The 5,934-nt window shown below is 44.0% G+C and carries 6 protein-coding genes, 1 pseudogene and 1 riboswitch; of the genes and pseudogenes, 2 read left to right on the forward strand and 5 right to left on the reverse strand.

Annotated features, from left to right (window positions below; genetic code table 11):
* Window positions 1-341, reverse strand: a 341-nt coding sequence (locus tag QZL67_RS06865) for a hypothetical protein (RefSeq protein WP_292920047.1), incomplete at its 3' end; no start/stop codon positions are given.
* 37 nt (window positions 342-378) lie between these two features.
* Window positions 379-469: riboswitch (cyclic di-GMP riboswitch) on the reverse strand.
* Between the two features lie 56 nt (window positions 470-525).
* The gene (locus QZL67_RS06870; protein WP_022290002.1) at window positions 526-969 is read right to left on the reverse strand and encodes a hypothetical protein; all 444 of its coding nucleotides are present in this window, start codon (window positions 967-969) and stop codon (window positions 526-528) included.
* A 152-nt stretch (window positions 970-1,121) separates the two neighbouring features.
* Between QZL67_RS06870 and QZL67_RS06875 the strand changes: the two genes are divergently transcribed.
* Window positions 1,122-1,466 carry a hypothetical protein gene (locus tag QZL67_RS06875; RefSeq protein ID WP_292920049.1) on the forward strand — a complete coding sequence of 115 codons (345 nt, stop codon included), beginning with the start codon at window positions 1,122-1,124 and terminating at the stop codon, window positions 1,464-1,466.
* Between the two features lie 79 nt (window positions 1,467-1,545).
* Window positions 1,546-1,863 carry a DUF6809 family protein gene (locus QZL67_RS06880; RefSeq protein ID WP_022290003.1) on the forward strand — a complete coding sequence of 106 codons (318 nt, stop codon included), beginning with the start codon at window positions 1,546-1,548 and terminating at the stop codon, window positions 1,861-1,863.
* 21 nt (window positions 1,864-1,884) lie between these two features.
* Here the strand turns inward: QZL67_RS06880 and QZL67_RS06885 are convergent.
* The 3 genes and pseudogenes from QZL67_RS06885 to QZL67_RS06895 form a co-directional block, all read right to left on the reverse strand.
* Window positions 1,885-2,118: pseudogene (locus QZL67_RS06885) on the reverse strand (transposase); the annotation flags it as partial.
* Window positions 2,119-2,176: 58 nt separating this feature from the next.
* The gene (locus QZL67_RS06890) at window positions 2,177-5,335 is read right to left on the reverse strand and encodes an N-6 DNA methylase (RefSeq protein ID WP_022290005.1); all 3,159 of its coding nucleotides are present in this window, start codon (window positions 5,333-5,335) and stop codon (window positions 2,177-2,179) included.
* Window positions 5,328-5,528 carry a helix-turn-helix domain-containing protein gene (locus QZL67_RS06895; protein ID WP_195451378.1) on the reverse strand — a complete coding sequence of 67 codons (201 nt, stop codon included), beginning with the start codon at window positions 5,526-5,528 and terminating at the stop codon, window positions 5,328-5,330. Before QZL67_RS06895 ends, QZL67_RS06890 begins: the two co-directional genes overlap by 8 nt.
* Window positions 5,529-5,934: the final 406 nt, after the last annotated feature.

The following is a 5,934-nucleotide window of genomic DNA, read 5'->3' on the forward strand; positions in this document are numbered from 1 at the left end:
GAGGTCTCGGGAGTGGTAGTTTCGCCGGAGGTCTCGGAAGGCGTAGTCTCGCCGGAGGTCTCAGGAGTGGGAATTTTCTCGACCACGCCGGGGACCTGCTCCGTCTGGAGGACTTCTGTCTCAACAGGGACTTCTTCCTGCTTCACGGTTCCGGTCAGAGTCTCCGGCAGGCCAATGTCCTCTTCTGGAGTTCCGTAGGCTACGGAAATGGGGCTTGGCAGAGTCAAAGACTCAAGCTCTGTTTCGCCCTCCGCCGCAAACGCACCGACGCTCAGCAGACTCATGGACAGACTGAAGGTCAGCAGCAGGGCGAAAAGTTTTTGCAACTTCTTTCTTGCCATTTTTTCGTTCTCCTTTCCAAATGCTTGAGATCGAATATATGGCGGCCGGGCTGGCCTGGCGGTGCCTGTACCGCTTTAGCCCCCTGGCTTTGCGTCCCGCTTTTTCAAACGGTTTGCCTTTACATCTATTCCTTGCGCAGTGCCGCCGCGCAGGCCCTGTGGAAAGGGCCTCCCCGAGCGATGCTCAGGCGCTGGATGGGGCTTTTTCCAGTGTGTCCCCATTACTGGTAGCACTGTGCATCAGCAGAACCAATTCCAACGCACTGCGGAAGTTCTCTTCCTTTCTTTTTTCCAGCCAGGTTACAGACCCCTGCCAGCTGGCATTCTGCCGGAAAATCACGCGCACGGAGAAGGTGGCGGTTTTCCCGGTATGGGATTCACTTTCCGGTGGAAAGGGAACCGAGGGTTCCGGCTGTGCCTGGAAGGATCTGCGGGCTGTGAACGACTGGGGAAACTGCAGCTTGTCCAGCAGATCTTCCATGGTCAGCAGGAACTGCATCAGATTTTGGAACTTTGCGCCGGATGGAAGATACGGATGGTAAATGCGGCCGGTCAGGAGGCCCTCCTGGTCGGAATCAACACACACCAGGGTTGTCCGGTAAGGGTCGCTGCGGATTCGGTTCTGCATGGATTCATCACCTCCTCTCTCCAATATATTCATAGTATACTGCGGCAAGGTTACAAAACCAGTTACATTTCCTTGATTTTAGTTCAAAACCAAATTGTCAAAATAAACAAAAATTTACTTAATTTTTGAAAGAACAAGCAGCTCTCCGGACGGTGAATACCGGATTTGGCCACCCCTGTGGAAAAGTCGCAAATGCAAAAGCCGGCACCATAAAGACGCCCCCGCAAAAGGACAACAAAAAACCAATTTTGCGCATCAGCGTGGAAGAGCCTGCGGAAAATCCGCAGGCCCTTCTTTTTGCGCACGTCAGAAAAGGGCGAAAACAGCCGGTTAACTGTCCTCGCCCCCGCTATTTGAGAAGTGCTGCGAAAAACGATCTCTCGATACGGGTTAAGCCCCAGCCGTATATGGGGAAAATGAGGGCATGTGGTGTTCCATATGCCCTCATTTTGGCCTATGCTTCACAAAAACAACTTCCGAAATTTGGATGCAGTTAAATTGCAGTGATGCAAATATTGTTGTGGCTTTTTCTATCCGCTTGTGGTATGTTGTCTTGCTACAAGGGGGTAGGATAATATGCGCAATACACTGAAACTGCTGTATGATAGATTTTATACACCTGTGCCCATGGCAGAAGCTGAACAGGAAATTGAAGTTTGCCACCGTCAGCTCATCGAGCGACTGGAAAAACCGGAGAGAAAACTGGTGCTGCGGATCATGGATACCCAGAATCTAATGGCAGAAGAGCGCTCCATGGACAGTTTCCTCTGTGGCTTTCACCTGGCTTTGGAAATGGCAAACGAATTGAATTGCTATAAACAGGACAGGCAGTCATTGCCAGCTGAAGAAGATGAGACAGATGCCGGTTCTGATGATTGTAACAGGAAGCAGTAGGCATTTAGCACATCTCACCTATACACCTGCCAGGTATATCTCGATGAGAGCCTCCTCCACACTGCTCTCCCGGCGACGATACCGCTCAATAATAGCGGTCTCAAAGGATATCCCCTTGAGCTTGGGCACCTTGAGGGTGACATCCCCGGAAGTGGTGGTGAGGTTGCGGCTGTAGTGGCCGCTGCGGCAGCCCTGGCGCTGTTCATTGCGCTCGTACCGGGCTGCGGCCTCCATCTGCTTTTCTCCTTGTCTCAAAAGAAGTGAAACGCAAGTAAAAAGAAGCGCTCAAAATAAAATGAGCGCTTCCTTACGATTAAATGGAAATTTTCTTGGATATTAGTATATCCAATTTTTCAATGATTTCTTTCTGACTATTTTGTACTGATATAAACTTTTGGGCAATCTCCTTTTGAAGTGAAAGGCTAATATTTCCTTTACCATCGACAGGAATTGGTACCATAATGTCGCTTAACATCGAAGGATATAGTTTCGTAAATTCATCTTCTCCGTTATCGCCTTTTCGACCTTTAGCCAGCTCCCGGAATATGGGTTCCAAAGTAAATTTCATATAATCGAAGTCCAAATCTTGACGCCCGTTTTTAGGAACCAAGATTCCACGATCTCCGTTAATAGAAAATTTACCATCCAGAATAAGAATCGTACCTGCAAATCCATTTGTTGACCATGTCATATAACGACCATCATAATCGTAGGTATCTAAATGGGTTAGTGTCCCTTGACTTGATGCCGAGTAGACAGGGTAGGGGCCTGAGTGTAGGTTCCCGTATTTTTTGGTGTACTTTGACTTTCCTTTGATAGTGTCAAATAGGTCACTCAAAGGCAAATATTCAATCGCATATTCGTCACAATTCGGCACAATAGAAACCTGTGAGAGATTTGCAATTTGTTCAACAACAGTTTCTTTGGTTTGTTCCAAAGTTACATAACCTGCGGCGATTTCTTTTTGCTTTTCAAGCCAAGGCTCTCCGTTATGGTCTACCGGAACAGCAAATTTTACAGATTGAATCATAAATGGTGGTAGCGATGTGTACTCATTTTCGCCATTATCGCCTTGCCGCCCTTTTTTAAGCTCTCTAAAAATAGGTTCCAAGGTATATTTTGCGTACTCCAGGTCTATATTTGTGTCTTTCAGCAGGAGTATTCCACGGTGGTTGGTTGCGGAAAAAGGTGATCTGTGAATCATCATGTAGCCCGCTAAACCATCTATTGCCCATGTCAATGCCGGAACATTATAATCATAGGAATCGATCTGAGCAAATGGTCCAAATGTGTTGCCAGAATATAATGGATACTCACCAGTGTGTTCATGTACATAGCTTCGAGTATATTTTCCGTCGCCACGAACAATATCAAACACCTGGGTAATGGGGATTTCTAAAAACTGAAGGCCCTCATCGTTTTTTTTTTCAACTTCAGCCAATGGTTCATCAAGTTCAGACAATGTGTTAATCGTATCAGCAAGTAAAACTCTAAAGTCATTTACTCCAATTGTCTTGGATTCTTCCTCAATACCAAGAGCCTGCCGTTCTTCGTGATTCCACCATCGTTCCACGCACCAATGAGTTCCGTTATAAAAGTCATCAATGCTCGAAATTTTGCATCTCTGATCACCAATCATGTTCAATGTGTTGGCAAAGCTCGTTTTCGCACCCTTGAACATATTAAAAAGATCAGATGCAACCTGCAAATCATTTTGATCGATGTCAAAACGGTACACATCACGAGTTTCTCCGATTTCCGAACACAAATAGGTAAATACTGGGGAGGTTTGGCGTTGAAGAGTAGGCACACCATCCACCATAACAGGTGCTTTTTTTGTCAGAGCAAGAATGTAAGTTTTTTTGTTAGTTGTGAAGAAAGTGTTTAACGGAAGAGAGATGACAGCATCAATTTCACACTGCTCCAATATGAAGTCACGGAGCTTTTTGTCGTTACTGCGGTTCATAATACCATCAGGCACGACAATAAACGCTTTTCCATTTGGTTTGAGGGCACGAATAATCCATTCCATGAACAAACCCTCGATGCCCATTGCGCTTACAGAAAAGTATTTCTTGAGTGTATCATCCTTGGAAATCTCTTCCTTCAAATTACTGCTTCCGCTCATAACATAAGGCGGATTCGTTAAAATCAGATCATACTGCTCATGTACAGGCTTTGCCAAGGTTCCAAGAATCGAGTTGGTCTGAAGCAAAAATGTGTCGTTAAAAAGTATAGCAAATTTATCTGTCATTTCTGGATGCTCTCGGAGCAAGCCAGACATATAAATCAGCATATTTGCTTTAGCGAGAATGATTGTTTTTTGTTCGTCCTTATCAAATCCTTTGTCAAAACCACTCAGCGTAATTTGAGGCTTTAGCTCTCCATCCTCCACTTTATAGAATCGGTGCAAATCGTGAAGAATCGGTTCAAGCAAGAATTTTCCAACGCCACACGCCGGATCGCAAATCTTCATACCCGGAGTGATGTCTATCATATTGACAATAGCTCGAACTACCTTCAAGGGTGTAAAGTATTGACCCCAATTTTTCTTACTGATTGATTCTTTCAAGAAGGTTTCAAACAGCTTGCTTTTGAAGTCGTAGTCTATGTTCTCTAAAGTCCCAAAATCATTAAAACGCTTAAGAATTTTGTGGAAAACAGTCGCATATCCAGAAACAGCCTTGTCATCTTTGGATACAAAAATTGTACCATTGATAATGGTAGTTTTGTCCTTCGGATTGCCAGGAAAAAGAGCTTTAATCTTTACTCGTACCGTGGAAGCATAATATTCAAGTACCTCATTCTCATTATTGCCAGAGTATTTTCCAAGCAAATCATAGAATGAATACATTCCCTTCAAAACACCTAAATCACTAAGGTACTTGAAGATAAAAATCTCAACAAAGGTGTACAAACAATTTTCAGGCGTCGCTCCTGAAACAGCCCATAAATCTTGCCATACTTTTTCGGCCAGAGGCAGAGGATCAACAGACGCGGCAGCCTTGATTTGATTATTAGTAGCATTAATAGAGGCTCGAATCTTATTGATGAGGGTAATACACTCTGTGCTACTCTTGTCAAAATTTAATGTAATGCGGCTACCATCTTCCTGTAGAATTTCTTGACCGGTAGCAGGGTTAATCCAAAAAGTTTTTTTGCCGTCAGTAACAATGTAAACTTTTGCCTGCAATATCTGGGCTGTCCCAATTTCTTGTGCAATAGCTTTAGCAATCTGCTTTTCGGTTCGCAACTCCTGAGGGGTTTTATACTCGATAGCTGCGATAATAATTGGCTTTTTAACAATTAAGGCATCCGGCTTTTTTCCCTCATATGCCTCATAGTCTTTATCGGGAATAATCTTCGCTCCTTTAAGAGCTTTTAATGTAGTAGCGCCAATATTGTAGAAATTCCAATCGCCCATTTTTTCAGGAGCTTCTATCAAATTACGCTGAATCAGTTCTTCACTCAATGGTATCTGCTCCTTCCTGCCCCGTACTGGTGGCGTTTAGATAGGCATCTATGTCATCTTTACGGATGCGCCAGCTTCTACTTCCTACTTTGGAAGCAACAAGTTCCTTAGAGGCAATCATTCGCCGTACCGTTTTATCGCATACTTTCAAATATTCAGCCGCTTGAGCAACTGTAAATAGTTCGTCTGCCATAACACATTCACCCCATTTTGTCAAGTATATCATTATTTTTTATGGAGTGCAATATATTTGGGGGAAATTTTGTGAATCTATCAAACTCAAATGGACAATAGTGGATTTAGTTGGACAATTTGCGTTTTTGATTGTCCAAAAATTTTTTCTTTTTAGAAGATTAATAGACGAGATAAACCATTACATGCTCATTTTAAACATAAGGACTGAACCAATTTAATTTAGGGTAGCGGGTTTGCCGTTAAATTCTCACGTGATGCTTTACCACAAGCTGTTCCAGAATGGTTACCTCAGCCTTATGGAGAGTCGGAAGGATTTTCATATAGGCTAATTTTAACCAAGGTATTGACTTACCTCCAGCGGTAAAACGCCCGCCCTGAAGGGCGGGCGTTTTACGCAAGCATAG

Source organism: Oscillibacter sp. CAG:155, assembly GCA_000436875.1.
In the GTDB taxonomy this organism is placed as follows: domain Bacteria; phylum Bacillota; class Clostridia; order Oscillospirales; family Oscillospiraceae; genus Oscillibacter.

Coding starts and splice junctions, on each gene's coding strand:
- QZL67_RS06880 (WP_022290003.1), top strand. CDS start 1,546: ATGCGCAATACACTGAAACTGCTGTATGATAGATTTTATACACCTGTG.
- QZL67_RS06870 (WP_022290002.1), bottom strand. CDS start 969: ATGCAGAACCGAATCCGCAGCGACCCTTACCGGACAACCCTGGTGTGT.
- QZL67_RS06895 (WP_195451378.1), bottom strand. CDS start 5,528: ATGGCAGACGAACTATTTACAGTTGCTCAAGCGGCTGAATATTTGAAA.